Genomic DNA, 24128 nt, shown 5'->3' with positions numbered 1-24128 from the left:
GCTGCCTGGGCGGGGAAGGGCCGTCCCAACCTCTTGGCCCCCTGGGGAGCCAAGCGGGGAGGCCACAGCCTCCCCGCCCCCAACGCTGCGGAGGAGCGCTCGGTTGTTAAATCAGGGGCCTGGGGTGCGTCGTGAGACCTCTAACTGCGTCTGCCGAAGGCAGTCCTCATCCTCTTATTCACTGACCCCCTGATTCCGACCGTTCTCTGAACTCGCAGCAGAGGTATCGAAAGCCGTAGCCATTGAGGCCAAAAGACGTTCGAGTTTGGGGTCGCAGGAGCGCTCCGCGGCCTGCTCAGCGCAATTAGGTGTGGCAGGCTGGGAGGCCTCGGGCATGCATTTTCGTAGCAGCTGTCTGAGCCGCATCTGTGCCCGCTTGTGCAGGCGGTGAAGGTCGAAGAAATAGGCGTTAGTCGCCTGCTTCACCTGCGGGCCTTCGCCTGGTCCGGAGCCAGTCTTCTCAGTGCGGCGGACCCAATTTAGGAAGCCGTGTTCCTTCAGGCGGTTGAGCGCATCGACCACCGTCTTGCGGGCAAAGCCGGTCAGCTCCTGGACAGTCGCGATGGCGGGGTCCAGCCGACCCGTTTTGAAATCGAGTCCGGGTAGCCACAGTAGCGTCTTCAGTACACGCAGCGCGTTGGCACCGATCGGGTGCCGCTCGCCCTTTTTCTTCATCTGGCGATCGTATTCTTCGGCCACCTGCATGTAGCGGTTCCGCCATCGGCCTGCGCCAGCCTTCGTGCCGTCGCCTATCGGACGAAACACCTGGGCACGGCGGTCGCCAACATCATAGCTGTTGCGCCGCACAGGCTGTTCGGTGCGTCGGCCGGGCTTTTTGTTGGCAACAAGCCGCTCTGCCACAGTTCCAAAGGCGCGAGCCGTCATGCTCGGCCTCCCGCAGCTATCTTCGCGGACCGTCCAGCAGCGCTGAGGGCGAAGGTGCGTCCTTCAGCAGCATGTCCGCCCACTCCTGCGCCAGCTGGCGTCGACGAGGCATGTAGAGCGCCCGATTGTAGATGGGCTCGACGCCGGGCTGCCGGTGGGCGAGCATCAAGTCGATCACCTGCCGATCGCCAGCGTTGCCCAGCAGCGCGGCTCGCTCGTTCATGATGGTCGAGAAACTGGATCGCCAACCGTGCGGGACGTGCCGATCCTTGTAGCCGATGCGAGCGTAGAGGTAGCCAAGCGCATTCTCGCTCATTGACTTGCGCATATCCCTGCGGCTGGGGAAGACCCACGGCGTGTGCCCGCTCAGCTGCTGCGCCGCTTTGACTACCGCGACCGCCTGCTTCGACAGGGGTACGATGAAGTCGAACACCTCCTGATCCTTTTCGGCCCGTTCGAGCTTCATTCGCGCGGCCGGAACGTGCCAGTAGGGCTCCGGGGTATCCAGGCCGACAAATTCCTCGGGCCTCGCCATTTGCACCACACCAGGGCGAACAGCGGTGAGCGCCAGCAAGCGAGATGCCAGCTTGGTCAGTGGATGTGAAGGCGCAGCTTCCAGGGCCTTGATGAACGCGTGGATCTGCGGAAGCTGTAGCAGTGCTGGCCGCTTCGCCTTTTTCATCGGCATCAATGCCTTGCCCAAGCCAGCTGCCGGATTGGTCTCCGCGAACTCGTGCGCGATCGCGTAGCGGAAGATATCCTCGACATGGCCGCGCAACTTGTGAGCGACCTCTATCGCTCCGCGCTCCTGTATTCTGATCAGCACCAGGCGCACATCGGCCGCTTTGATCGCTCCGATTTGCGCCTGTCCAATCCCAGGGAATATATCCGCCTTCAGTCGAGCCATGACCGACTGCGCATATTTCGGCGTCCAGAGCGGGGACTGCCCTTGGTGCCAAGTCGTCGCCACCGATTCGAACGTCGGGCTTTCCGGCGCCATAGAACGCTCGCCGGGATCTCGACCATTCCGGAGAACCGCAGCCGCTTCCTCTCGCGCGATTCGCGCTTCCTTCAGGGAGACTGCGGGATAGGGGCCAAACACCAGCAGCTTTTCCTTGCCGCCGAATCGATACTTCCAACGCCAGGATTTGAAGCCTGTCGTCGCCACGTGCAGGTAAAGTGAGTGGGCGTCGGAGAGCTTGTACGCCTTGTCGGCAGGCTTCGCTTCGCGACACTGACGATCTGTCAGCATTCGCTACCCCCAACGCAGTCTGAGCGTACCCCCAAAATACCCCTCGCGTGTCTGCGCTTGCCTGCGCCCCAATGAGAATAAGTGGGAATATTGGTAAGGCGAAATCCGCAGATTTCCAAGCCTTACAGGCTTCTGCGCGCTCTCCTGGGAAGGAGAAGTGGCTCCCCGAGTAGGATTCGAACCTACGGCCATTCGATTAACAGTCGAATGCTCTACCGCTGAGCTATCGGGGAGCAGCCCGGCTCTCGCTGGGCAGGCCGCGCCTATAGCAGCGGGATTCTTCGGATGGCAAGGGCTGAGTTGCAGATTTTTTCAGGCGATGAACTGTTCCGCCGCGATGCGGTCGTCCAGCGTATGTTCCGGGTCGAAAAGCAGGGTCAGCGGCGTGGCGCGGTCGATGCGCACTTCCACCTGGGCGACGTCGCGCACTTCCCTTTGGTCGGCCACGGCGCTGACCGGGCGTTTCACCGGGTCGAGGACGGTGAAGCGGATCGTCGTGCTTTCCGGCAGGATCGCGCCGCGCCAGCGGCGGGGGCGGAAGGGGCTGATCGGGGTCAGCGCCACCAGGCTGGAACCCAGCGGCAATATGGGCCCATGCGCCGACAGGTTGTAGGCGGTCGAGCCCGCCGGGGTCGCCACCAGCACGCCGTCGCACACCAGTTCGGGCAGCACCGACCGGTCATTGACCTGCACCTCCAGCTTCGCGGTCTGACGGGTTTCGCGCAGCAATGACACTTCATTGATGGCAGGGATGGAGAAACGCTCGCCATCGACCGTATCCACCGTCATGCGCAGCGGGTTGACCTTGAACGACTTTGCGGCATTCAGCCTCTGCTCCAGCCGTTCCAGCCGCCATTCGTTCATCAGGAAGCCGACCGTGCCCAGATTCATGCCGAACACGGGCAGGATGTGGCGGCCTTCCAGCATCGAATGCAGCGTCTGGAGCATGAAGCCGTCACCGCCCAGGGCGATGAGCATATTGGCTTCGTTGACCGGCACGAAGTCATAGGCCGCGCGCAGCCTTTCTTCCGCGGCCTTGGCCGCCTGAGTCGGGGACGCGACCAGGGCGCGCCGCGGTTCGGTGATCATCCGCCGGTCACGCTCATATGCCGCTGCACCGCCGCGGGGGGAGCGCCAGCGCCGATGCGGAAATCATGCCGGGCAGGCTTGAGCCGCAGGGCGCGGTCGATCAGAGGTTCGACGGCCGCGACGCCGCCGGTGCGGAAGGCGCTTTTCAGGTCGACATGATCGTCATGGCCCAGGCACATGAAGATCTTGCCCTCGCACGTCATGCGCATGCGGTTGCAATCGGCGCAGAAATTATTGCTGAGCGGCGTGATGAGGCCCAGGCGGGCGGCCATGCCTTCGACCGCATGATAGCGCGACGGGCCGCCAGTGCGATGCGCGATGGGGGTAAGCTCGACATGCTCGCGAAGCTGCTTCGTCACCTCCGTCAGCGGCAGATAATGGTCCGTCCTGTCCTCGCCAGTCTCGCCAAGCGGCATGGTTTCGATCAGGGTGAGGTCGAAGCCCTGATCGCCGCACCAGCGCAGCATCGGCAATATCTCGTCTTCGTTGACGCCCTTGAGCGCCACCATGTTGATCTTGACCGCAAGGCCTGCTGCCTGTGCCGCCGCCAGCCCGTCCATCACCGGCTGGATATTCCCGCGCCGGGTGATGTGCGCGAACCTGTCCGGGTTCAGGCTGTCCAGGCTGACGTTGATGCGCCGGACGCCCGCATCGAACAGCGCATCGGCATGGTCCGCCAGCCTTGTGCCGTTGGTGGTCAGCGTCAGTTCGTCCAGCCCCTCACCCACATGCCGCCCGATCCGGCGCACCAGGTCGATAATGTCCCGCCTGACCAGCGGCTCCCCGCCCGTCAGCCGGATTTTCCGCACCCCTCGCGCGATGAACAGGTCGGCGAGCAGTGCGATCTCTTCCAATGTCAGCAACTGGTCGCGGGGCAGGAATGTCATCCGCTCCGCCATGCAGTAACGGCAACGCAGGTCGCACCGGTCCGTCACCGAAATCCGCAGATAGCTGATCCGGCGACCAAGCGCGTCAATCAACGCCGCGCGCGGTAGATCGACCATGTCCATGCCCTGTTAGCTAGGGCATGGACTTGCCGCGCGCAAGCGGGCAGCGGTTGCGGCGACGCCAGCAGGTGAGTATCGATGCGCCAGGGCAATGTGGCGGCGTGCCGCTCCAGGGAGTATCATGTGTGAGCGGCCATAGTGCAGCCGATGGGCAGCGCAGTCTCTTCATCCTTTCTCCCGGCGATCGTGACGGCCTGTCCCTTGCGGTGAGGCAGGCGGGCTGGCGCGTCATTGCCGCGCGGCGGGCGAGCGACGCCGCCCGCCGCCTGATGCACAGCGATGCGCAGGTCGCGCTGGTGGACATGCGCGGACCCGCCGATGGGGACGGCGCGGCCCTTGCGCCCATCGTTGCCGCCGTGAATGCGGGGGGAGGCGCGTTGATCGTGCTGGTGGACCGCAGTCAGATCGGCGGCGTGCCCGCTCTGCTGGAGGCGGGGGCGACCCATTATCTCGCCGCGCCATTTTCGCCGGAGGAGCTTCGCGCGGTCCTCGCCTCGGCGCAGCGGCTGGTCGAGCGCCTGGGGGGCGGAGCATCGTCCAGCCAGCGCGCCCAGCGCATCCGCCGCGGCGACGCCCTGTTCTGGGAAATGGATGCGAACGGGCGTGAGATCAAGCTCAGCGACAATCTGGCGCGCCATCTTGGCCTCGACCGGCAGATGATCAGCCCGGCCGCCTTCATCCGCTGCCTGCCCCGGCCGGAACGCCGGTCGATCATGGCCGCGCTCCGGGCGATGATGCGCAGCGGCCGCGTCGAATCCTTCGCCCATGCCGCGCCGGGCGGAGGCGAGGACCGGCTGGTCCATCATCTGCGCAAGTCCGATGGCATCGTGGCCGCTGACGTCGAATGGCTGACCGGCGCGCATGCGCCCGACACGGTCGAGCGGGATGAACTGACCGGGCTGCGATCCCGTCAGGCGGCGGTCGATTGGCTGGAGCAGCGCACGGGCATGGCGACCACGGTCCTGCTGCTGTCCATCAGCCAGTTTGACAGGATGAATGCGGCCTATGGCCCGCTGGTCGGCGACGCATTGCTGGGCCGTATCGCCCGCCGGATAGAGCGGATCGCGGCCGAGGTCGCCGATGGGGCGATCGTCGCGCGGATCGCGGGAACCGAATTCCTGATCGGCCTGACCGGGGAGGCTGCGGCCAGCGACCGCGCTACCTTCCTCGCGCGCCAGTTGATCGGCGCGGTGGGCCGTCCTTTCAGCGCGGGCGACCATCTCATCCGGCTCACGGCGCGCTGCGGCATCGCACAGTCACGCGCGCAGGACGACGCCACCCAACTGCTGCGCCGGGCCGGAACTGCGCTGGCCGACGCGCGTCAGGGCGGCGGGGAGGGCATCCGCATCTTTTCCGCCGAAAAGCGCAGCCGTCAGGTGGATGCGGAGCAGTTGGAAACCGATCTGCGGCTGGCGCTGCACCGGGGGGAGATCGCCATCCTCTTTCAGCCGCAATATCCCGTCGCCGGGGACGCGATGGTGGGGGTCGAGGCGCTGGCGCGCTGGAACCATCCGCAATATGGGCCGCTCGGCGCGGGCATGCTGTTCGCGGCGGCGGAGCGGTCCGACTACATGCTCCCGCTGTCGGCCCATATCCAGGCGGAGGCGCTGCGGCTGGCATCGGCCTGGCCGCCCGCGCTCGGCGCCCTTCGCCTGTCCATCAACGTCACGGCGGAGGACATCGCACAGCCCGGCTTCATGGCGCGTTTCCTCAGCCTGGTGGACAGCAGCGGCTTTCCCCGGTCCCGCCTGACGGTGGAGATCACCGAAAGCGGACTGATCGAGGATGTGGAGGCGGCCACGACGCTGCTGACCGCGCTCCGCGCCGAAGGGCTGGCGGTTGCCGTGGACGATTTCGGCACCGGCTATTCCAGCCTTGCGTATCTCAAGAGCCTGCCGCTCGATTATCTGAAAATCGACAGTGGCCTTGCGCAGGACATTGCGGGCACTTCCCGCGACCGCATCATCGTGCGGGGCGTCATCCATATGGCAAAGTCGCTGGGCCTGCATGTGATAGCGGAAGGGGTGGAAACCCAGCAGCAGCTGGAACTGCTCGCCCGCGAAGGCTGCGATTATTATCAGGGTTTCCTGCGTTCGGCCGGAGTGTCGTCGGACGAGTTGGTCAGGCTCGCGTCGCAGTCGTGAAGATCATGCGATGAGCGGAAATCGCCCATCCCGTGGAAAATCCCGCAGCTTTCGAAAAAACCAGTCCGTTCGTAAAACCCGTCCGTTCGTAAATCCCATCCGTTCGGAAATCCCCCCCACCGTTCGGGCTGAGCTTGTCGAAGCCCTATCCTGAGCGCCTGCTGCAAGCAGGCAGCCGAAGGGTTTTGAAGTCCCGCCGCTCGACCCAACGTCAAAGGTTCAGCGCCAGCCGTCCGATCAGGCTGGGGCCAGCATGGCGGCTGCCCGGACCTTCTATGCCGCTGTCGGCGTAACGCAGGCCCGCCGACCAGCGTCCCTGGAGGTAATCGACCCCGAAACCATAGTCCCAATAAGCGCCATCAGGGCGCAGGCGTGCCGCCCGCAACGGGTCGCGGACATCGCCTGACGATCGTCCCACGCGCGCCGAAACGGTGAATGGCGTGCCCGGCACCCCGGCCATGGCGGAAGCGGAGAGATAGAGGTTGTCGCCGCCGATCGCCGATTGGCGCGGGGCGTAGCTGGCGAACAGGTCGACGCTCGCCGGGCCAAGCAGGAAGCCGGCGCCGCCGCCAATCTCGCCATAGCCCTGGTCCGATGCGCCGGGGAACAGATGATAGCGCGCCTCGGCAGACAGCCGCCAGCCGCCAAGCTGCCGTACATAGCTTGGCCCAAGATCGATCACCGCATCGGCGCCGCCATGCCGGTCGCTGCCCCAGAGCGAGACCGCCGTGCCATCAAGGCTCAGCCCTTCGCTCACGGGAACGGAAACGGACCCGCGCAGCACCGGGTCGCCCTCGCTCCAGCTCAGGCCCCGCCGCCGCTCATCGGTCGCAACTTCGATCGATCCGGAAACGCCCCCGGCATATTGCGCGAGGGCAGGGGAGGCGCTGGCGGCCAAGGTCATCCCGGCCGCCAGCGCAAGGCGCAACTCAGTTCGAGGCAAGATTTCGGACAGCATCGAGTTCGGCCAATAGCGGACCGCGATCCCGTTCGGCAACCGCGATCACATGGTCGCGGATTTCCGCCTGATGCTGCGCCATATGGCGTTCGGCCGCGCGGCTGCCGCCGATGCAGGCGCCATGCTCGCTGCCCGAATAGCGCTTGTCGCTGGAAACCGTGCGCGCCAGCGCCGGGCCCTGGTTGAGCGAACGGTCCACCATGACCTTCGCGGTCCACTGGCACCGCTGGGTGCTCATGCGGTTGGGCGTTTTCGCGCCCACGGTCTTCGTGACATATTCCGTCCGAGCGGAGTAGGTCACCTGCACCGGCTTACCGCCATGGTCGATCTGCACATTATGGGTGGCAGCCGCGGCCGCCATCGCGATGAGGGTTACACTCATGTCATTCTCCTGCTCGATGCCGGGCTTTCATGCCCGGTCATCGGCATGGAATTTAGATAGCGACTGTTGCTGCTACTTTGCTGACAGGCGACAAAGGGTGCTGCCTTTGGAAATCCTTCAGGCGTTCTCCTGACCAGCGGCCTTCGCCAGCCCCTTCGACAATTGCAGGGCGCCGTTCAGCCGCGCGGCGGGATCGGCCCAGGCGCGGTTCACCACGACCTTGCTGTCCGGGCGCAGCCGCGCCACGCCGTTCAGCCGCTGGATATAGGCGATCAGCCCCTCCGGCGCGGGGAAACGGTCCTCGAAAAAGCTGACTAGCGCGCCCTTGGGCCCCACATCGATCTTGGAAATGTTGGCCTTCACGCAATTCTGCTTGATCTCGATCACCTTGAACAGGTTCTGCGTCGGCGCGGGCAGCTTGCCGAAACGGTCGATCAGTTCGGCGGCAAAGGCTTCCAGCCCCTGCCGGTCCTCGACCTCGTTCAGGCGGCGATAAAGCCCCATGCGCAGGTCGAGATCGGGCACATAATCTTCCGGGATCAGGATCGGCGCATCCACACTGATCTGCGGAGAGAAGCTTTCCCGCTTTTCCAGCCCCGCGCCGCCAGCCTTGGCTTCCAGTATCGCGTCCTCCAGCATCGACTGGTACAGTTCGAAGCCGACCTCCTTGATATGGCCCGATTGCTCGTCGCCCACCAGATTGCCCGCGCCGCGAATATCCAGGTCATGGCTCGCAAGCTGAAAGCCAGCGCCCAGCGTATCCAGATCGGACAGCACTTTGAGCCGCTTTTCCGCCGTTTCGGTGATCACCCGGTTGGCGGGCGTGGTGAAATAGGCATAGGCTCGGGTCTTCGACCGGCCGACGCGCCCCCGAAGCTGGTAAAGTTGCGCCAGTCCGAAACGGTCTGCGCGATGGATGATCAGCGTGTTGGCCGATGGGATATCCAGCCCGCTTTCAACGATCGTAGTCGACAGCAGCACGTCATAGCGCTTGTCGTAAAAGGCCGACATGCGTTCCTCGACCTCGGTAGCGCTCATCTGGCCGTGGGCGACGATCGGCTTCACCTCCGGCACTTCGGTGCGCAGATATTCCTCGACCTCAGTCAGGTCGGCGATGCGCGGCACGACGAAGAAGCTCTGCCCGCCGCGATAATGTTCGCGCAGCAGCGCCTCGCGGATCACCACCCCGTCCCATGGCATGATGTAGGTCCGCACCGCCAGACGATCGACCGGAGGCGTCTGAATGACCGACAATTCGCGCAGCCCTGACATCGCCATCTGCAAGGTGCGCGGGATCGGCGTCGCCGTCAGCGTCAGCACATGAACATCGGTCTTGAGAGATTTCAGCCGCTCCTTGTGCGTCACCCCGAACCGCTGTTCCTCGTCCACGATGACGAGCCCCAGCCGCTTGAACTCAAGGCCCTTGGCCAGCAGCGCATGGGTCCCCACCACGATATCGATGGTGCCATCGGCCAGCCCTGCCTTCACGGCTTTGGCTTCCCTGTCAGGCACCAGCCGCGACAGGCGCCCGATATTCACCGGAAAGCCGCGGAACCGCTCCTCGAAATTCATATGATGCTGCCGGGCGAGCAGGGTAGTGGGGCAGATCACCACCACCTGCATCCCCGCCATGGCTGCGACGAAGGCCGCGCGCAGGGCGACCTCTGTCTTGCCGAAGCCGACATCGCCGCACACCAGCCGGTCCATCGGCCGCCCCGCGCCCAGATCCTCGATCACGTCTGTGATGGCGCGGTCCTGATCCTCCGTCTCCTGATAGGGGAAGCGATCCACGAATGCCGGATAGCCCGCGCTGTCCGGCTCCGCGACCGTAGCCGCCCGCAGCGCGCGTTCCGCCGCCGTCTTGAGCAACTCACCCGCGATCTCGCGGATGCGCTCCTTCATCCGCGCCTTGCGCCGCTGCCACGCCTCGCCGCCCAGCTTGTCGAGGCTCACCCCCTCGCTGTCGGACCCGTAGCGGGAAAGAACCTCCAGATTCTCCACCGGCACATAGAGCTTGTCGCCGCCCGCATATTCCAGCGCCACGCAATCATGCGCCGCCTTGGCGACCGGTATTTGCGTCAGCCCCTCATAACGGCCGATGCCATGGTCCATATGCACGACCAGATCGCCCGGCGAGAGCGTCGCCAGTTCGGCCAGAAAAGCATCCGAACTCTTCTTGCGCTTGGCCCGGCGCACCAGCCGGTCGCCCAGCATGTCCTGCTCGGTCAGCACCGCCACATCGGGCGCGGTGAAGCCATGGTCCAGCGGCAACACCGTCAGCACCGTGCTGCCTCCCGCAGCGATCCCCAGCGCCTCCTGCCAGCTATCCGCCGCCGCGACCCGCTTCAGCCCATGGTCGATCAGCAGTCCCGAAAGCCGCTCCCGCGCACCCCCGGAATAGCTGGCGATGACCACCTTCTTCTTCGCCCGCTGGAGCGCGGCGATATGCTTGCTCACCGCCTCATAGACATTGGCGTTCTGCGCCCGCTCCGGCGCGAAATCACGCGGCCCATCGACTTCGAAATCAAGGACGGTGGCGCTTTCCGGCTCATGAAAGGGCGTGGTCGCGTGCATCGGCCATTCGCGCACCGCCGCATCCCATTCCTCCGCGTCCAGATAGAGCGCCTTGGGCTCCAGGGGCCGATATGCCCCCGGATCGGACGATTTCGCCTGCACCCGGTTGGCATGATAGTCGCGGATCGCTTCGAACCGCGCCTCGGCCGCGCCCGCCACGCCATGATCCAGCACGACCACGGTGTCATCGCCCAGATGCTCGGTCATCGGCACCAGCCGTTCCTCGAACAGCGGCAGCCAATGCTCCATCCCCGCCAGCCGCCGCCCGTCGCTCACCGCCTGATAAAGCGGATCGCCCGTCGCCGTCGCCCCGAACGTCTCGCGATAGCGGCCCCGGAAACGCTTGATCGTCTCCTCGTCCAGCAGCGCCTCGGAAGCCGGGAGCAGCGTGAACCCCTCGACGCTCCCGCTGGTCCGCTGGTCGGCCGGATCGAACCGCCGCACCGTCTCAATTTCATCCCCGAAGAAATCGAGCCGCAGCGGCTGTTCCTCGCCGCCGGGAAACAGATCGACGATGCCCCCGCGAATGGCGAATTCGCCCCGGTCATGCACGGTATCGGTTCGCACATAGCCATTGGCCTGCAACATCTCCGCCAGCCGCGAGATCGCGATCCGCTCCTTGGGCGCGAGCTTCGCCACCAATTGCCGCACGCGGAACGGCGTCAGCGTCCGTTGCGTCAGCGCGTTGACGGTGGTGAGGACTAGCTGCGGCCCCTTGGGCTTCCCTTGCAGCGCATAGAGCCCCGCCAGCCGCGCCGAAGCCGTCCGCAGCGAAGGACTGGCCCGGTCATAGGGCAGGCAGTCCCAGGCGGGAATCTCGACAATCTCGATCTCCGGCGCGAAATAATGCGCCGTATCCGCCACCGCGCGCATAAGCTGCTCGTCCGGCGCGACGAAGAGGGCGCGCGAAGGCGCCGCGCGTGCGATGTCCGCCAGCAGCCAGGGCTGGAACCCCGCTGGCACGCCCGACAGGGTGACGGGGGCGGAAGCATTGAGGATTTTCTGAAGGTCGGTCAAACTAACAACATCCGTTCGCACTAGCTTGTCGAAGTGCCCGCCTGAGCGAAGGCTAAGGCAAGCGGGATGGTCTCACTTCCTCCCGATCTCCACGAAATCCATCTTCACGAACCTGTCCCACATCGGCCCGCGCCATTCGTCCGGCAATGGCAGCGTGCCCAGCGCCCAGGCCATGATGTCGGCATCCTGCTCCTCGATAAACCGCTCGAACCAGTCGATCTCCTCTTGCCCCCATTCGGCATGATAGCGGTCGAAAAAGCCCCCCACGGCCAGATCCGCTTCCTTGATGCCGCGATGCCATGCCCGGAATTGCAGGCGGCGGATGCGAGGATCTTCGTTCATCTTCACTACTCTCCGTTCGTCCTGAGTAGCCACTGAGCCTGCCGGAGTGGCGTATCGAAGGAGCATGCGCGCCCATTGCTTCGATACGGGACTTCGGTTTCGCTCAGCCCCTACTCAGCACGAACGGCGGTAGAGGACGGGCACAGGAATTTAGCCGATCGGATGTTTGCGCATCGTCCCGGCTGGGCTAGACACCGCCAGATAGACATGCGCCCGGATATCCTCAACCCACTCTTCGCCGAAATCGAAGCGCTCAAGGGCGTTGGCCCCGCGCTGGCCAAGCCGTTGGAGCGCCTCGGCCTTGCCCGCGCCATCGATGTCGCCTTCCATTTGCCGGTCAGCTTCATCGACCGCCATATGGTGGATGATCTTGCCCAGAGCGACTCCGGCCGCGTCATCGGCATCACCCTGACACCCACCGACTATCGCGCCTCCGGCAGCGCCCGCGCGCCTTTCCGCGTGATCGCGCAGGACAGGCACGGCAATACAGTCACCCTTGTTTATTTCGGCAAGAACAGCGCCTGGCCCCGCAAGCTGCTGCCGCTGAACGAGCCCAAATTCATCTCCGGCAAGCTGGAGGCCTATGGCGACGCGCTTCAGATCGTCCACCCGGACTATGTTCTCCCGCCGGAGGAAGCCGCCACCATCCCCGCGCGCGAGCCGGTCTATGGGCTGTCGGAGGGCCTGACCAACAACCGCCTGCGCGATCTGGTCAGCCAGTCGCTGGCCCGTGCTCCCGACCTTCCCGAATGGATCGAACCCAGCCTGCTCGGCCGCAAGGGCTGGCCTGCATGGCGGGAGGCGCTTGCCCGCATCCATGCCGATCCCAGCGATGCGAAGGCGCGCGAGCGGCTTGCCTATGATGAAATTTTCGCCGGTCAACTTGCCCTGATGCTGGTCCGCCAATCCTCCCGCAAGCGCCGGGGCGTCCCCATCGCCGGAGATGGCCGCCTTCGCGCCATGCTCAAACTCCCCTTCGCTCCCACCGGGGCCCAGCGCCGCGCCTTCGGAGAGATTGAAGGCGACATGGCCCAGCCTGTCCCGATGCTCCGCCTGCTGCAAGGCGATGTCGGATCGGGTAAGACGCTGGTCGCGCTCATGGCGCTGCTCAACACGGTCGAGGCAGGCGCTCAGGGCGCGCTCCTCGCCCCCACCGAAATCCTCGCTCGCCAGCATTATGAAACGCTGCGCAAGATGGCGTCGGGCCTGCCGGTCTCCATCGCCATCCTGACCGGCCGGGAAAAGGGCAAGACACGCGAGTCCACCCTCATGGGGCTGGCGGACGGCAGCATCGACATACTCGTCGGCACCCACGCCATCTTTCAGGAAGCCGTTCGCTACAAGGATCTCGCCCTCGCGGTGATCGACGAACAGCATCGCTTCGGCGTCGCCCAGCGCATGATGCTCGCGGCCAAGGCCGAACGCACGCCGCACCTGCTGGTGATGACCGCCACGCCTATCCCGCGCACGCTGACGCTGACCTATTATGGCGAGATGGACGTCTCGCGCCTCGACGAGATGCCGCCCGGCCGCCAGCCGATCCAGACCGTGGTCATGTCCGCCAACCGCCTCGACGAAGTGGTCGAAGCGCTCGCCCGCCATGTCGAAGGCGGCGGACAGGCCTATTGGGTCTGCCCGCTGGTGGAGGAAAGCGAAACCAGTGATCAGGCCGCCGCCGAAGCCCGCGCGGAATTACTACGAATTCGGTTCGGCGAACTCGTCGGCCTTATCCATGGCCGCATGAAGGGCCCGGAAAAGGACGCCGCGATGGAGGCCTTTGCCTCAGCCCGCACGAAAATCCTCGTAGCCACGACCGTGATCGAGGTCGGCGTCGATGTGCCCAACAGCAACCTCATCATCATCGAAGGCGCCGACCGTTTTGGCCTGGCGCAGCTTCACCAGCTACGGGGCCGGGTGGGGCGGGGGCAGAACCATAGCGTCTGCATCCTCCTTCGCGGCGGCGCGCTCAGCGAAACCAGCCGCGCCCGTCTGGCCCTGATGCGGGAAACCAATGACGGCTTCCGCATAGCCGAGGAAGATCTGCGGCTGCGCGGGGCGGGCGAGATATTGGGCACGAAGCAATCGGGCGAGCAGCAGTTGAAGATCGCCACGCCGGAACATCTCTCCGCCTTGCTCGACCCGGCGCGCGACGACGCGCATCTCCTGATCGACCGCGACGGTGGCCTCAGCGAGGCGAGGGGACAGGCGGCGCGCATCTGCCTCTATCTGTTCGAACGGGACGCCGCCGTCGGCCTGCTCCGCAGCGGCTAGTACGCCGTCATCCCGCGAAGGCAGGAACCCAATCCGAACGGCAGCATATCTATGGAACGGCAGAAACCGGGTCCTCGCCTACGCAGCAACACGGCTTATCTCACGATCATGCTGCAACCGCGAAACAATCCTGCCGCCCTGTCGTTGGCCAACACATGCAATCCGACATCAGCCTGCACCATATCACGCCCATGGCGGCGATCTCGATCGGCATTTCGGTCGCCGCCGCCTTCCTGCTGCACTGGCTTGCCTATTGGATAGCCAGCCGGATCGCGCGGCGGATGAAGCTCGATCCGGTGATCCTGCCCGCCATCTATCACCCGACCCGCTGGCTCGTCGTGCTGATGGCGCTCGCCGCCGGGGTCCAGCCGCTGAAATTCAGCGACCGCGTCGAATCCATCTGGACGATCGGTTCGGGGATGGTCTTCATCCTGCTGATGGGCTGGCTCATCTTCGCCCTGATGCGCGCCTTTCGCGTCCTGCTCGAACGGCGCAGCGACATCAGCGTCGAGGATAATCTGAAGGCCCGCCGCCAGCATACCCGCATCCGCATCCTCTATCGCGTGGCGCAATTCATCATCGGCTTCCTCATCGTCTCCTTGATGCTGATCATGATTCCGGGCGTACGCACGGTGGGCGTCACGCTGATGGCGTCGGCGGGTCTTGCAGGGCTTGCGGTCGGCGCGGCGGCCCAGCCCGCGCTCAAGAATCTGATCGCGGGTATCCAGATGGCCTTTTCAGAGCCGATCCGCCTGGATGACGTTGTGATCGTGGAAGGGGAATGGGGCCGGATAGAGGATATCAAGCTCACCTATGTGGTGGTGCGCATCTGGGACGACCGGCGCATGGTCGTGCCTGTCTCCTATTTCCTCGAAAAGCCGTTCCAGAACTGGACCACGAAGACGTCCGACCTGCTCGGCACCGTCTTCCTCTATGTCGATCCTTCGGCCGATGTCGAACGCATCCGCGCCCGCTTCGTCGAAGCGGTGAAGGCCAATGCGCGCTGGGACGGGCGCGTCGCCATATTGCAGGTGACCGATCATCGCGCCGACGCGCTGGAACTGCGCGGGCTGCTGAGCGCGCGCAATGCAGGCATCGCCTTCGACCTGCGCTGCGAGGTGCGGGAGGAGATGCTGCACTTCCTGCGAACGGAAATGCCCGAGGCGCTGGTCAGGTCGCGTCAGCGGATCGAGGCCGCCGATGGCTTCACCACGCCGTCTGCCGTGGCGGGATGAGCGACAGCATGGCGTCGTACAGGCGCGGCTCGATGGGCTGGCGGAACTCCATGCCGATCCGCTTGTCCTCGGCCCAGCGGACCTCGGCCTGCATATCCCTGACGATCGGCAGCCACACGGACACATGCTGCCCGATCAGCAATTCTCCCTCTGTCCTGCACATCAGGCCCAGCGGCGATATGTTGATGATTCGCGCTCCATAAGAGCGGCCGTTGAAGTTTATATGGCTGACCATGTCGACCAGGACGCGGGGCACGCGCCGTTGATCGATGGAAGGATCGCGGGATTTAGCGACATGGGCCAGGTTTGCGAGCACCGAAGACATGGGCGCAGCTTATGGTAAGGAAGATCATCCCTTTCTTACCCGCCATGGTTGATCGCTGATTAACCCCCTTATTTTTCAGGCGGTTACTAACCCATGTTTCTTTGCGCCAAAGCTCAGCTTGTCGCCGGGCTTCAACGCCATCGCAGGATCGCTCACCACCTCGCCATTCACGCGGATCGCGCCCTCGGCCAGCTTGCGCCGCACTTCCTTGTTGGACGCGGCAAAGCCCAGCGCGGTCGTGCCCTGAACGACGTTCAGCCCGTCCATGCCGATGCTGACCGTGGGCAGGTTGGCGTCCGACGCGCCTTCCTCGAACGTCCTGCGCGCCGTCTCGGATGCGGCGGCGGCCGCTTCGGCGCCCCGGCACAGCGCCGTCGCCTCATTGGCGAGGATCTTCTTCGCCTCGTTGATCTCCGCGCCTTGAAGCGCGGCCAGACGCTCGACCTCATCCATGGGCAGGTCGGTGAACAGCCGCAGCCTGTTCGCCACATCGGCATCCGCCGTGTTCCGCCAGAATTGCCAATAGTCGTAGCTGGAAAGCTGATCCTCGTTCAGCCACACGGCGCCGCCCACGGTCTTGCCCATCTTCGTGCCGTCCGCATTGGTCAGCAGCGGCGTGGTCAGGCCGAACACCTGCGTGCCGTCCACGCGCCGGGCGAGTTCGACGCCGTTCACGATATTGCCCCACTGGTCCGATCCGCCCATCTGCAACCGGCATCCCGACCGGCGCGACAGTTCCAGGAAATCATAGGCCTGGAGGATCATGTAATTGAACTCAAGGAAGCTCAGCGACTGTTCCCGGTCCAGCCGCAGCTTCACGGAGTCGAAGCTCAGCATCCGGTTGACCGAGAAATGCTGGCCGATATCCCGCAGGAACGGGATATATTCCAAACGGTCCAGCCATTCGGCATTGTCCAGCATGATGGCATCGGTAGGACCGTCGCCAAAGGTCAGGAATCGTTCGAACACGCGCTTGATGCTCGCCACATTCTGCGCGATCAGATCGGTCGTCAGCAGCTTGCGCGCTTCATCCTTGAAGCTCGGATCGCCAATCTTGCCGGTTCCCCCGCCCATCAGGACGATCGGCTTGTGCCCGGCCTTCTGCAACTGGCGCAGCATCATGATCGACACCAGATGCCCGACATGCAGCGACGGTGCGGTCGGGTCGAAGCCGATATAGCCCGGCACGATCTGCCTGGCGGCCAGGGCATCTAGCCCCTCCGCGTCGGTCAACTGGTGGATATAGCCGCGCGTCTCAAGCAGGCGGAGCAGGTCGGATTGATAGCTGGTCATAACGCCGCGCCCTCTAGCATTGTCATCTTTACCCGTCATCCTGAACTTGTTTCAGGATCCATTCCGCCCCACAGAGCAGGAGTGAGCGGAAGGACGAAACCTTGACCAACAGCCAATCCATGCTGGCAATCGGCCTCATGTCGGGCACATCGCGCGACGGCATCGACGCGGCGCTGATCGAGACGGACGGCCAGGGGCGGGTCACGCCCGCCGCCTTTCATGCAAAGGCCTATGGTGACGGCTTCCGCCTGCGCCTGACCGAAGCGTGCCAGCGTGCCATGGCCATGGAAAAGCCGGGGTTCGAGCCGCTGATCCATGCGGCGGAAGAGGAATTGACGGCGTTGCATGTCGATGCCGTGGCGGACCTGCTCGGCCGCAGCGGGCATGTGGCGCAGGATATCTCCGTCATCGGCTTTCATGGACATACCGTCGCCCACCGCCCGGAATGGGGATGGACGTGGCAGATCGGCGATGGCCCGGCGCTGGCTGGCGCGTTCGGCATCCCGGTCGTCGGCGACCTGCGCAGCGCCGACGTGCGGGCGGGGGGGCAGGGCGCGCCCTTGCTGCCGGTCTATCACCGCGCGCTTGCCCAAGCCCTGCCCAAGCCCGTCGCCATCCTGAACCTTGGCGGCGTCGCCAATGTGACGGCGGTCGGGCCGGACGGATCGCTGATCGCCTTCGACACCGGCATGGCGAGCGGCCTTATCGACAATTGGATGCAGACGCATAGCGCCGCCGCCTTCGACACCGGCGGGCAGATCGCGGCGCGCGGGCAGGTGGACGAAGCCCTGCTTGGCGAGATGCTGGCCGATCCCTGGTTCGCTCTCGCCCCGCCCAAGAGCATCGACCGGGAGGCTTTTTCCATCGACGCCGTGCGCGGGCTCGGTCTGGAGGACGGCGCGGCCACGCTCACCGCCTTTTCCGCCGCCGCCGTGGCGCGCGGGCTGGAGCATCTGCCCGAAAAGCCCCGGCGCATCTATGTCGCGGGGGGAGGGCGCCATAACGCCACCCTCATGGCGATGCTCGGCGAACGGACCGGCGTGGACGTGCGGCCGGTGGACGATCTTGGCTGGGACGGCGACGCGCTGGAGGCGCAGGGCTTTGCCTATATGGCGGTACGGCACCTCAAGGGCCTGCCGATCAGCTTTCCCGGCACCACCGGAGCGCCGCGCGAGATGGCAGGCGGCGTGCTCTTTCCCCCCGCCTGACGATCAGCGCTTACGGGTCAGTTCCCGCATGGCGGCATCGATGCCCTCGATGGTCAGCGGATACATGCGATCGCTCATGATCTCGCGGATCATCCGGGTCGACTGGCTATAGTCCCAGTGCGCGCGGGGAAGCGGATTGAGCCACACGGCGGCGGGATAGGTATGCAGCAGCCGGCTCATCCACACGGAGCCCGCCTCATCGTTCATATGCTCGACCGATCCGCCCGGATGCACGATCTCATAGGGGCTCATGCTCGCGTCGCCGACCAGTATGACCTTATAGTCATGCCCATATTTGTGCAGTATGTCCCAGGTGGGAATGCGCTCTGAAAAGCGGCGGCGATTGTCCTTCCACACGCCTTCGTACAGGCAATTGTGGAAGTAGAAGAATTCCATATTCTTGAATTCGCTGGTCGCGGCGGAAAACAGTTCCTCGCACAGGCTGATGAACGGGTCCATCGATCCGCCGACGTCGAAGAACAGCAGCAGCTTCACCGCATTATGCCGCTCCGGCCGCATGCGGATGTCGAGCCAGCCCTGCCGTGCCGTGCCGCGGATGGTTTCGTCCAGGTCCAGTTCGCTCGCCGCGCCCTCCCTGGCGAAGCGGCGCAGGCGGCGCAGCGCCACCTTGATGTTGCGCGTGCCCAGTTCCTTGTCATTGTCCAGATTCTGGAACTCGCGCTTTTCCCACACCTTGATCGCGCGCTTGTGCCGGCTTTCCCCGCCGATCCGCACGCCTTCCGGGTTGTAGCCGCCATGGCCGAAGGGTGATGTGCCGCCGGTGCCGATCCACTTGCTGCCGCCCTGATGGCGTTCCTTCTGCTCCTCCAGCCGCTTCTTGAGCGTCTCCATGATCTCGTCCCAGGACCCCAGCGACTGGATCTTCTCCATTTCCTCCGGACTGAGATATTTTTCCGCGACCAGCCGCAGCCATTCTTCCGGTATGTCCGCTTTGACCTCTTCGCCGCCCAGAACGCCTTTGAACACGCGGGCGAAGACCTGATCGAAGCGGTCCAGCAGCCCTTCATCCTTCACATAGGTGGCGCGGGCGAGATAATAGAATTCCTCCGGCTTCCACGCGATCACGTCGCGGTCCAGCGCCTCCAGCAGGAGCAGGTGCTCCTTGATCCCGGCAGGGATACCGGCGGTGCGGAGCGCGTCTAGGAAGTTGAGCATCATGACGCGCCCCTTGTCCGACAGGCGGAGGCAGGATGCAAGCACGGCCGGGAGGACACATTGTGTAAAAAATATTGCATTGCATCGTAAAGGCGGCACTATCCATCCAGTTAATGGGGACAATGTTCATTGGGTAACGATGATTTGCTGGTCGGGCTGGGGGAACGGTCTGGCGACCTCGCGTTGCAATGCAGCGAAACGGCAGGGTTCCTCGGTGAGCTGACCGTGCGCATCCGGGAAGACTCGGCCCGTCTGTCCCAACTGCAATCCACCATGGAAACGCTTGCGGCCAGCCAGAATGAAAGCGTCGCGGCGGCGCAGGAACTCGGCCTGACGGCACGGCGCGCCGGGCACATCATCGCCGACGGGCATGAAGCCGTAACGACCGCGCTGACGGAACTCAGCGGCCTTGTCGAGCATGTCACGGGCCTTGAAGGCCATCTGCGCCAGTTCCTGGACGTGATCGAGGCTGTGGGCGGCATATCCGAACAGCTTGCGGGCATCGCGCGGCAGACCCGCCTGCTGGGCGTCAACGCCGCGATCGAAGCGGCGCGCGGGGGCGAAGCGACCCAAGGCTTTGCCGTCGTCGCGGAGGAAATCCGCCGCCTCGCCGGGCAGGCGGGCGATGCGGCCGCGACGGTCGGCGACAAGCTCGGCCAGCTCGACCGCGATGCCCGCAGCCTGATCAGCGGGGTGGAGGCGAACATCGTGCGCGGCCGTGGCGTCAGCACCCATATCGATATGTTGAGCGAGGCGGTGGTGGAGATCGCGTCCCTTGTCGCGCAATTTGGCGAACGGTCGGACGCGATCATGTCCTGCACCGATGCGGCCGACGTCGATGTCGCGGCGCTGCGTCAGGGCCTTGCGACCTTCAGCGGATCGGCGATCGAAAGCGCCTCTCGCGTGGAAACGGCGCGCGGACAGCTTGAAACGCTGGAAGGCATGGCCAACGACATGCTGAACGCTGCGGCCCATGCCGGGCGGCCCACCCGCAACAGCCGCTACATCGCCTTCGCGGAAGAGGGGGCGGAGGAGGTTCAGCGGCTGATCGCTCAGGCGCTGGAGGCCGGGCAACTGACCGCCGCCGCCCTGTTCGACACGGAATACCGCCCCATTGCCGGGTCCGATCCCGCGCAATATGAAAATGGCTTCTGCGCCTTTGCCGACCGGGTGATTCAGCCGATCCTTGACCGCAGAACGGCGCAGGACGATGCGATCGTGGGGTGCTGCCTCATCGACATCAATGGCTATCTGCCCACCCACATCAGCGTGCGCAGCCTGCCGCAGCGGCCGGGCCAGCCCCGCTGGAACATCGAACATTCGCGCAACCGCCAGATTTTCATGGACAGCCAGACCCGCCGGGCGCTGAACGGAGAGGGCGACTTCTTCCTCTTCACCTACCGGCAGGATCTGGGCGAGGGGCGCTACCGGGCGCTGCGCAGCGTCTTCGTGCCGCTCAGCTTTCGCGGCAGGCGCTGGGGCCTTTACGAGGTCGGCTATCTGATCTGACGCGCGGGCCTGCCGCGATCAGTTCGCCTTGTCCTGCGCATGGCGCACCGTGACCTTGCCGTTGGCGGCATAATCGGCGGTGCTGCTGGCCTGTGCGATTTGCGGGTCCTTGCCGTTCAGCATGGCGGCAATCTGCTGCGCGCCGGGCAGCCGTGCGTAGGTGCCGTAGAAATCGGTGCGGCCAACCGAATGGATCGACAGCCGGTAACCCCGGCCGCTGGCCGTCCGGTCAAAGGCCAGCACTGTGCCCATGTCATCGGCCGGGATGATGACGGGGCCATCCTTGACGCCCTGCGCCTGCAACATCTCGTAGGAACCGTCCGCCGTTTCGATGCGGCTGCGAACGCACAGGGCCGCGCCGCCTTCCGGCTTCAACGCCAAATCGTCCGCGCCCGCCGCCCGTGCGGATGCGCTGTCGGCGCAATCGGCATAGCTCACCGCCCTGGTCGAATGGATCGACGCCGCATCGTCAAAGCGCAGGGAGGACAACATGCCGTCAAGCCCGGCCAGCACCTCGCGCTGGCGCTCCGCCGGGCCCGTCACGCGAATCTTCGCCAGCCAGCGGCCCGCATGCACGAAAGCCGCAGCCGTGGTCAGCGCGCCATCGGCCGCATCTTCATATACCGCCCTGATCGCTCCGCCATCGCGCCCGCCAACGCGCACCGTGTCATAGGCCGTGCGGCGCGTCTTCGCACCGAAACGGCTCATGATCGCCTTGTCGGTCATGTAGGCCGCCAGCGAAGCGTCGGCATAGCTTGGCAGATAGATGTAGAGCGTCGCCTGGATCGCGCCGTCCTGCGAGAGATATTGGGCATAATTGTCGATGCCGCTGCCGCCGTTGGACGCTTCCCCGCTCTTGGAAAGCGAAAGGCCGCCCGCCTGTTGAGGCGCGCTGATCCCCGCCGCGCCCGCGCGCAGCATATCGCCGGTGGCGGTCCACGCCTCCTGAACAAGCGCAGTTTCGTCCGCGCGCGCAGCGGCGGGCAGGGTCAAGGCCAGAACGGCCGAGATCATGGGCAATGCATGGAGTCGCACTGGCATCCTTCCTGATCCAGACCGTCTTCGCGCGGCCTTGAATGGAAAAGGCAGGATGACGCGGATTCAGCGCCACCGCAAGGGCTTGTCAGGATACCGGAGGAATTTGGGCCGGATAATGGGGCAGATCAGGATCGATATGCGCCCAATCGGGGGCCGTACTGGTCCAGATCACCGCTTGCGGCCCTATCAGCCCCGGATCGTCCAGCGCCCCGGCCCGGATGAACAGCAGATGCGGCCGCGATTCGGCAAGGCTGAACAGCGGGGTTCCGCATTGCGGGCAAAATCCGCGCCGCATCCTGTTGCCGCTGTCCGCCACGCTCTCATGCCAGCGGACCTCGCCCTGCGTATCGACCTTGTCCGCCGGGAAGCAGACGTTGACGGTTCCCGTTCCGCCGCCCAGATATTGGCACAGGCGGCACCAGCACATGCGCGCCGCCATCGGTTCCGCATCGATGCTGATGCGGACCGCACCGCATAAGCAACCCGCTCCATGCGCCATCGGCCGTCTCCTACCTGCCCTGCCGCCGCGCCATGAAGGCCAGCCGCTCGAACATCATGATGTCCTGCTCATTCTTCAACAGCGCGCCGTGAAGCGGCGGGATCGCTTTGGCTGGATCACGATCCTGCAACACCTCCAGCGGCATGTCCTCGGCCAGGATCAGTTTCAGCCAGTCGAGCAATTCGCTGGTCGAAGGCTTTTTCTTGAGGCCCGGCACCTCGCGTATCTCGTAGAAAATCTCCAGCGCGCGGCTGACCAATATCTTCTGAATGCCGGGAAAGTGGACGTCGATGATCGCCTGCATCGTCTCGCGATCGGGAAATTTGATATAGTGGAAGAAGCAGCGGCGCAGGAAGGCGTCGGGCAGTTCCTTTTCATTGTTCGACGTGATCACGACAACCGGCCGCTCCTTCGCCGCGACCGTCTCACCCGTCTCATAGACGTGGAACGCCATGCGATCGAGTTCCTGCAACAGGTCGTTGGGAAATTCGATGTCCGCCTTGTCGATCTCGTCGATCAGCAGCACCGGCAGGGTGGGGGAGGTGAAGGCCTCCCACAGCTTGCCCTTGCGGATATAATTGCTGATGTCATGGACGCGCGGATCGCCTAGCTGTCCATCGCGCAGGCGGGCTACGGCGTCATATTCATACAGGCCCTGATGCGCCTTGGTCGTGGACTTGACGTTCCATTCGATCAGCGGAGCGTTCAGCGCCTTGGCGATTTCCTGCGCCAGCACCGTCTTGCCCGTGCCCGGTTCGCCTTTCACCAGCAGGGGGCGGCGCAGCAGCACCGCTGCATTGACGGCGACCTTCAGATCATCGGTCGCGACATAATCTTCCGTACCTTCAAATCGCATCGGCTCGTCCGCTTTTCCTGTTCGCTACCGACCTAGGGAAAGCGGCTCGCGCCTGCAATGCGTTTGTCCCGGACCTCCTCTGGAATGGGCCGCGGGCCGTCTTCTGGCCCGTGCCCGGCCGGCGCTTGGCGCACGTCCGGCTCATGCCTCGGCTTAGGAACGATCGATGTTCAGGAGGCGGCTATCCGAGCCGAAAGCCCAGCGCAGCTAAAATGGTGGTTTTTCATGGCCCGGCGCGCATCCTGCTCTATTATGTGAGGACCGGAGGCGCGAAGAGCCGCCATTTGCAGGCTGCGAAACTGAATGCCCGTTGGTCCTGGTATGACGGGGCAGGCGGGGAGGGGAGGGTCAGCGCCTCTGCTGGCGGATTTCGGCCCGCGCCTGCAACAGGTCCCACAGGCCCCGCTGCTGCGCCAGCAACTGCCGCGCGCCGAACTGTATCGCCCGGTCCGCCGCGTCATTGCCGCCAATGGCGCGGGCGACGGCCAGCGTCTCCGCCCGGTCCGGCAGGTCGCAGGCATGCGGCTCCAACCCGACGCGGATCGCCGCCATGTCCAGCCCGTGACGCACGGCGCGCCAGTCGAGCACCAGCGCGATCGCCGCCCCCATGGCGCAGCCGCGCCGGTCGGACTGGGCGAGCATGTCCAGGGCATGGCGTTGCTGGCTGACCACGGTTTCGCAATCGCTCTGCCCGGCGGTACTTGGGGCCGGACCTGCCGCCACCGTCACCTGCGTCAGATAGGCCCGCTCCCGCGCAAAGGCTTCGGCTGACTGGACCAGCCAGGCGCGCGCCGCATTGTCGGCCGATCGCGTCGCGGCATGATCGATCACGCCCGGATGGCGGCCATGCAGCAGGCATAGATAATGCGCCGCATCCGCCAGGTCGGCGAGCGTCAGCACCGCGTCCCGCCCGATCCCCGACCGGACATTGGCGGCATGCGCATGGCCCGCGGTTCCGTCGGCTGCGACCAGCGCTTCCACGACCTGAGAAATGCCGCCCTGCGAATGGCGCGCTGCTGCTTGGCTCATTGAAATTTCCCTATGCGGCGCAACCCGTTGCCGCTGAAC

Annotated in this window: 20 protein-coding genes and 1 tRNA gene; 5 read left to right on the top strand and 16 right to left on the bottom strand. The window is 64.9% G+C overall.

What is annotated here, in order from left to right; translation table 11 throughout:
* Positions 1 to 174 precede the first annotated feature (174 nt).
* The 5 genes from ET21_RS26000 to moaA all read right to left on the bottom strand — a co-directional run bounded on the left by ET21_RS26000 (position 175) and on the right by moaA (position 4236).
* Positions 175 to 885, bottom strand: coding sequence for a hypothetical protein (locus ET21_RS26000; RefSeq protein ID WP_030540537.1), 711 nt, complete (start codon positions 883 to 885; stop codon positions 175 to 177).
* Between the two features lie 16 nt (positions 886 to 901).
* A complete protein-coding gene (locus ET21_RS0116450; protein WP_030540536.1) occupies positions 902 to 2137 on the bottom strand; it encodes an integrase arm-type DNA-binding domain-containing protein in 1236 nt (411 codons plus the stop codon).
* A 158-nt stretch (positions 2138 to 2295) separates the two neighbouring features.
* Positions 2296 to 2370: transfer RNA gene (locus tag ET21_RS0116445), tRNA-Asn, on the bottom strand.
* 79 nt (positions 2371 to 2449) lie between these two features.
* Positions 2450 to 3226: an NAD kinase gene (locus ET21_RS0116440; RefSeq protein ID WP_021239362.1), complete on the bottom strand. Its 777-nt coding sequence runs from the start codon at positions 3224 to 3226 to the stop codon at positions 2450 to 2452.
* Complete coding sequence (gene moaA, locus ET21_RS0116435; protein ID WP_030540535.1) at positions 3223 to 4236, bottom strand: GTP 3',8-cyclase MoaA; 1014 nt, start codon at positions 4234 to 4236, stop codon at positions 3223 to 3225. Before moaA ends, ET21_RS0116440 begins: the two co-directional genes overlap by 4 nt.
* Positions 4237 to 4358: 122 nt before the next feature.
* Here moaA and ET21_RS0116430 point away from each other — a divergent pair, with 122 nt between their 5' ends.
* A complete protein-coding gene (locus ET21_RS0116430; RefSeq protein WP_030540534.1) occupies positions 4359 to 6377 on the top strand; it encodes a bifunctional diguanylate cyclase/phosphodiesterase in 2019 nt (672 codons plus the stop codon).
* A gap of 211 nt (positions 6378 to 6588) precedes the next feature.
* Here the strand turns inward: ET21_RS0116430 and ET21_RS0116425 are convergent, their stop codons facing one another.
* The 4 genes from ET21_RS0116425 to ET21_RS0116410 all read right to left on the bottom strand — a co-directional run bounded on the left by ET21_RS0116425 (position 6589) and on the right by ET21_RS0116410 (position 11650).
* Entirely contained in the window at positions 6589 to 7281 is a 693-nt protein-coding gene (locus tag ET21_RS0116425) for a TorF family putative porin (RefSeq protein WP_051585418.1), read from the bottom strand.
* A gap of 25 nt (positions 7282 to 7306) precedes the next feature.
* Positions 7307 to 7717 carry a hypothetical protein gene (locus ET21_RS0116420; protein WP_021239366.1) on the bottom strand — a complete coding sequence of 137 codons (411 nt, stop codon included), beginning with the start codon at positions 7715 to 7717 and terminating at the stop codon, positions 7307 to 7309.
* Positions 7718 to 7834: 117 nt separating this feature from the next.
* The gene (gene mfd, locus ET21_RS0116415; protein WP_030540532.1) at positions 7835 to 11308 is read right to left on the bottom strand and encodes a transcription-repair coupling factor; all 3474 of its coding nucleotides are present in this window, start codon (positions 11306 to 11308) and stop codon (positions 7835 to 7837) included.
* Positions 11309 to 11380: 72 nt separating this feature from the next.
* Positions 11381 to 11650: a succinate dehydrogenase assembly factor 2 gene (locus ET21_RS0116410; protein WP_021239368.1), complete on the bottom strand. Its 270-nt coding sequence runs from the start codon at positions 11648 to 11650 to the stop codon at positions 11381 to 11383.
* Positions 11651 to 11857: 207 nt separating this feature from the next.
* Here ET21_RS0116410 and recG point away from each other — a divergent pair, with 207 nt between their 5' ends.
* Both recG and ET21_RS0116400 read left to right on the top strand, forming a co-directional pair.
* Complete coding sequence (gene recG, locus ET21_RS0116405; protein WP_030540531.1) at positions 11858 to 13921, top strand: ATP-dependent DNA helicase RecG; 2064 nt, start codon at positions 11858 to 11860, stop codon at positions 13919 to 13921.
* Between the two features lie 155 nt (positions 13922 to 14076).
* Positions 14077 to 15156 (top strand): mechanosensitive ion channel family protein, encoded by a 1080-nt coding sequence (locus ET21_RS0116400; protein ID WP_030540530.1) that lies wholly within the window; start codon positions 14077 to 14079, stop codon positions 15154 to 15156.
* Here the strand turns inward: ET21_RS0116400 and ET21_RS0116395 are convergent.
* Both ET21_RS0116395 and tyrS read right to left on the bottom strand, forming a co-directional pair.
* Positions 15128 to 15481: a PilZ domain-containing protein gene (locus tag ET21_RS0116395; RefSeq protein WP_030540529.1), complete on the bottom strand. Its 354-nt coding sequence runs from the start codon at positions 15479 to 15481 to the stop codon at positions 15128 to 15130. The genes ET21_RS0116400 and ET21_RS0116395 overlap by 29 nt on opposite strands.
* A 75-nt stretch (positions 15482 to 15556) precedes the next feature.
* Positions 15557 to 16774 carry a tyrosine--tRNA ligase gene (gene tyrS / locus ET21_RS0116390; protein ID WP_030540528.1) on the bottom strand — a complete coding sequence of 406 codons (1218 nt, stop codon included), beginning with the start codon at positions 16772 to 16774 and terminating at the stop codon, positions 15557 to 15559.
* A 119-nt stretch (positions 16775 to 16893) separates the two neighbouring features.
* Between tyrS and ET21_RS0116380 the strand changes: the two genes are divergently transcribed.
* Positions 16894 to 17982, top strand: a complete 1089-nt coding sequence (locus ET21_RS0116380) for an anhydro-N-acetylmuramic acid kinase (protein ID WP_030540527.1) — start codon at positions 16894 to 16896, stop codon at positions 17980 to 17982.
* Between the two features lie 3 nt (positions 17983 to 17985).
* Here the strand turns inward: ET21_RS0116380 and ET21_RS0116375 are convergent, their stop codons facing one another.
* Positions 17986 to 19161, bottom strand: a complete 1176-nt coding sequence (locus ET21_RS0116375; RefSeq protein ID WP_030540526.1) for a VWA domain-containing protein — start codon at positions 19159 to 19161, stop codon at positions 17986 to 17988.
* Between the two features lie 141 nt (positions 19162 to 19302).
* On the opposite strand from ET21_RS0116375, the gene ET21_RS0116370 reads away from it, so the two are divergent.
* Entirely contained in the window at positions 19303 to 20667 is a 1365-nt protein-coding gene (locus ET21_RS0116370) for a methyl-accepting chemotaxis protein (protein ID WP_030540525.1), read from the top strand.
* A gap of 18 nt (positions 20668 to 20685) precedes the next feature.
* Here the strand turns inward: ET21_RS0116370 and ET21_RS0116365 are convergent, their stop codons facing one another.
* The 4 genes from ET21_RS0116365 to ET21_RS0116350 all read right to left on the bottom strand — a co-directional run bounded on the left by ET21_RS0116365 (position 20686) and on the right by ET21_RS0116350 (position 24089).
* Positions 20686 to 21708: a hypothetical protein gene (locus tag ET21_RS0116365; protein ID WP_030540524.1), complete on the bottom strand. Its 1023-nt coding sequence runs from the start codon at positions 21706 to 21708 to the stop codon at positions 20686 to 20688.
* A gap of 82 nt (positions 21709 to 21790) precedes the next feature.
* Positions 21791 to 22204, bottom strand: a complete 414-nt coding sequence (locus tag ET21_RS0116360; RefSeq protein ID WP_030540523.1) for a GFA family protein — start codon at positions 22202 to 22204, stop codon at positions 21791 to 21793.
* 10 nt (positions 22205 to 22214) lie between these two features.
* On the bottom strand, positions 22215 to 23060 hold the full coding sequence (locus tag ET21_RS0116355; RefSeq protein ID WP_021239379.1) for a MoxR family ATPase: 846 nt from the start codon (positions 23058 to 23060) through the stop codon (positions 22215 to 22217).
* A 348-nt stretch (positions 23061 to 23408) separates the two neighbouring features.
* Positions 23409 to 24089, bottom strand: a complete 681-nt coding sequence (locus ET21_RS0116350; protein WP_021239380.1) for a hypothetical protein — start codon at positions 24087 to 24089, stop codon at positions 23409 to 23411.
* Positions 24090 to 24128 lie beyond the last annotated feature (39 nt).

The organism is Sphingobium sp. DC-2 (assembly GCF_000722555.1).
Taxonomy (GTDB): Bacteria; Pseudomonadota; Alphaproteobacteria; order Sphingomonadales; family Sphingomonadaceae; genus Sphingobium; species Sphingobium quisquiliarum.
Note: the sequence above shows the minus strand (reverse complement) of the source record. Positions and strands in the feature narration are given on the sequence as shown.